Origin of the sequence: Nostoc sp. UCD121 (assembly GCF_014222285.1) — a bacterium.
Lineage (GTDB): Bacteria > Cyanobacteriota > Cyanobacteriia > Cyanobacteriales > Nostocaceae > Nostoc.
In genome coordinates this window covers 1-2,893 of the sequence record NZ_JACKZS010000401.1, presented here as the reverse complement: position 1 = coordinate 2,893, position 2,893 = coordinate 1, and the positions used below count along the sequence as shown (strand labels likewise).

The 2,893-nt window shown below is 41.8% G+C and carries 4 protein-coding genes; 1 reads left to right on the top strand and 3 read right to left on the bottom strand.

The window, feature by feature from the left end:
* Positions 1–55: 55 nt before the first annotated feature.
* Complete coding sequence (locus GNF10_RS36185) at positions 56–673, bottom strand: FMN-dependent NADH-azoreductase (protein WP_185587567.1); 618 nt, start codon at positions 671–673, stop codon at positions 56–58.
* A 149-nt stretch (positions 674–822) separates the two neighbouring features.
* On the opposite strand from GNF10_RS36185, the gene GNF10_RS36180 reads away from it, so the two are divergent.
* Complete coding sequence (locus GNF10_RS36180) at positions 823–1,179, top strand: helix-turn-helix domain-containing protein (RefSeq protein ID WP_185587565.1); 357 nt, start codon at positions 823–825, stop codon at positions 1,177–1,179.
* 58 nt (positions 1,180–1,237) lie between these two features.
* On the opposite strand, the gene GNF10_RS36175 is transcribed toward GNF10_RS36180, so the two are convergent.
* Positions 1,238–2,125: a DUF3153 domain-containing protein gene (locus GNF10_RS36175; RefSeq protein ID WP_185587563.1), complete on the bottom strand. Its 888-nt coding sequence runs from the start codon at positions 2,123–2,125 to the stop codon at positions 1,238–1,240.
* Positions 2,126–2,151: 26 nt separating this feature from the next.
* Positions 2,152–2,694, bottom strand: a complete 543-nt coding sequence (locus tag GNF10_RS36170; protein WP_185587561.1) for a tetratricopeptide repeat protein — start codon at positions 2,692–2,694, stop codon at positions 2,152–2,154.
* Between the last annotated feature and the right edge of the window lie 199 nt (positions 2,695–2,893).

Genomic DNA, 2,893 nt, shown 5'->3' with positions numbered 1-2,893 from the left:
GTCTTTCCCCTTGTCCTCTTCTCAATTCCCAATTCCCAATTCCCAATTCCATACATTACCACTGAGCGATCGCGTCTTGAATTGCTGCCCGTGCTTCTGCTAGAGATTGGGTACGGGCATCACCCTCGTTCAGGCTGTTAGCGTTAATAAATTGAATATCTGTAATCCCAATAAAGCCGAAAATAGTCCGCAGGTATGGTTCTTGGAAGTCATAAGCAACGGCAGGAGAGGTTGGGCTAAAGTCACCACCACGGGCTGTAATAACAACTGCCTTTTTACCGTCGACTAACCCTTTAAAACCTTGAGCATCTAAAGAAACAGTCCGGTTAATGCGAACTATTTGGTCGATGTAAGCCTTAAAAGTGGAAGGTATATTAAAGTTATACATTGGCACTCCAAAGACGTAGCGATCGGCTGCCAAAAACTCATCAACCAGTTCATCAGAAACTCTGATTGCCTCAGTTAATTCTGGGGTATGGGTTTCTGGTGGTGAAAATGCTGCCGCAATCCAAGCTTCATTAACGTGAGGAACTGGGTGATGCCCTAAATCTCGATAGGCGATCGCATCTTCAGGATGTGCTGCCCTCCAAGCACTGACGAATTCTTTAGATAGTTCTCGTGAGTGCGATCGTTCAGCACGGGGGCTGGAATCAATATGTAGAATATTTACCACCAAATATCTCCTGATTAACTAGAGTTTACTGCTTTTACTTTTTTTGAGTCTCTATTTCAAAGCATTACATCAGATACTAAAAGTAACTAGTTACTAAAGTAAAGTAGTTACCATAAAGTAACTATTGGAAAATTTTGGCGAATTTATCGATGTCTGTCTCTAAAAATTCTGATGCTTGCCCAATCAGCATTCTGATGTCTTTACTATCAGGCCCTTGGACAATGTATATACTGTGGGTGTTGTGTAAGAGTGGGCCTACTCGCTTTGTTGCATTGAAGCACTTAGTCGAGGGCATCTCTACCAAGGTTTTAACAGAAAGACTGAGAATGCTTGAGGCAGCAGAGATTATTTATCGCCAATATGAACCAACTGTTCCACCCCAAGTAACTTACGGTCTGACAGAACGGGGTAAGGAACTCATTGGAATCCTTCATCAACTCAATGTACTTGCTGAACGCTGGTATGGCAGCGAAAACCGGGAACAGGGAATGGGGAATGGGGAATAGTAGAGACAAGGGGGAATAATCAATGTCCAATTCCCAATTCCCTCAATAGATGAATAGTCTACTGTTCCTGGGTAGCTGCTGCTTTGGGAAGCAATTGAGTTCTGGGATCTGGCATGAAATTATATCTCAAGTACAATCCTCCCCAGACAAATAGGATAATTAACAATGCACCAATACCAAGGGGACTAGGAAGCCAGAAAACCGCTTCTATGTGGTTGAGTTGACCAGGCTGGAGTTTCCACACCAGTTGATTGCCATTTTTTTCTGGCTCAATAGCAGTTTCAGTTAGTTGAATGTTTTTGGCTCCCCAAGGAGTTTTTAAGCTAAATTCCAAGTCGAGAATTGAACCAGCATTAGCTAGAACGTTACCTTTGCTGGCAATTAGAGCAAGCGATCGCAAATCCAAATCATAAATCAACCGATTTCGGACTAAAAGTAAAAAATAATTCTGCTCCAAGAGGACGTTTGATTCAATTTTTGGCAGTTCTGAGTCAGATTTTCTCTGCACAGCCTCAGAGGATTGATTTGTACGGGAATTAAAAAATTCGTTGAACTTCTCTTGCAATTCCCTACCACTACTAAAAGGAATTGTAACGATGATTTCTTCTTGGGAAACTCGCTGCGTTTTACCTTCTAATTGACGGGCGCGGCGTTCTATGCTGTTCAACCATTCGTATACAGAATCGCCACTAAAGCTGGTTAGTCGCTCTCCCAACTTAATATGCTGTACGAATTCGCCACCATTTGAATTATCAAAGTTAAGCCCTACATCGTACTTAACACAGCCAGTCAGTAACAGAGATGTTAACAGTACTAGCCACAATATAGGATTTCGCATAGGAAAGACGCGGTTCATTCGATTTCGACCATTCAGTGTCAATACAAAACTAAATGGTCTGATTAACCACAACAAAATCTTTCCGAAAATTGAAGAAGTTGTAACCATAAATCTCCCCAAAAGTCAACATGGTATCAGCCAGGGGTTCCTGAAAAATTCAACCAAACCAAGTACGAGATGGTTAAACCAATGGCAATTAGCGCTACCCAGATAAAGCGATTATCTCTGGTATTGACCTGACTGAGGTCAACAAATTCTGGCTCTGTAGGTTTTTGCTTCTGCGGCACAGAAGATTTAGTGGGTTTAGCTGCTATAGAAATTTTGAGTTCATTATCTTGTAGTGTGTCCAAATCCGGGATTTCGGTCATCCATTCACTAGGTCTTTTCAGCTTTGGTGCTTTTAAGATGTAAACCATCTGTCGCGCTTGTTTGCTGATTTCAATATAGGGATGGCGTTTGAGTCTTTCGCAAAGAGCGATCGCCTCATCCGTGCGCCCAGCCGCTTCATAAGCTGTCACCAGACAAATTTCTACTTCACCCCCAAAGCGAGAATTACGAGCTAACAGGGCGCTGGCCTTTTCTAAATTTTCTACAGCTTCGCGGTATCGCCCATTTTCAAAGGCAATTTTCCCAGTCTGGTAGAAGGTTTTAGCAATTTCTAAACTTTCTGCACTCACGTCTTATACAAAAATTAGCACTATTTTAATTTTGCCAATACCAGCAATCTTTTTGGAATCTTTTCAAAGATTGGCAATCTGAAATGGATAAATTTCTAAAATTGTAACTAAGTAGCTGCGACTATTTTCTAATTAAAAACTCTGGTATCAAATGCAAATGAGCAAAATATAGAGAGGCAGGGGGCAGCAGGGGAAGCTG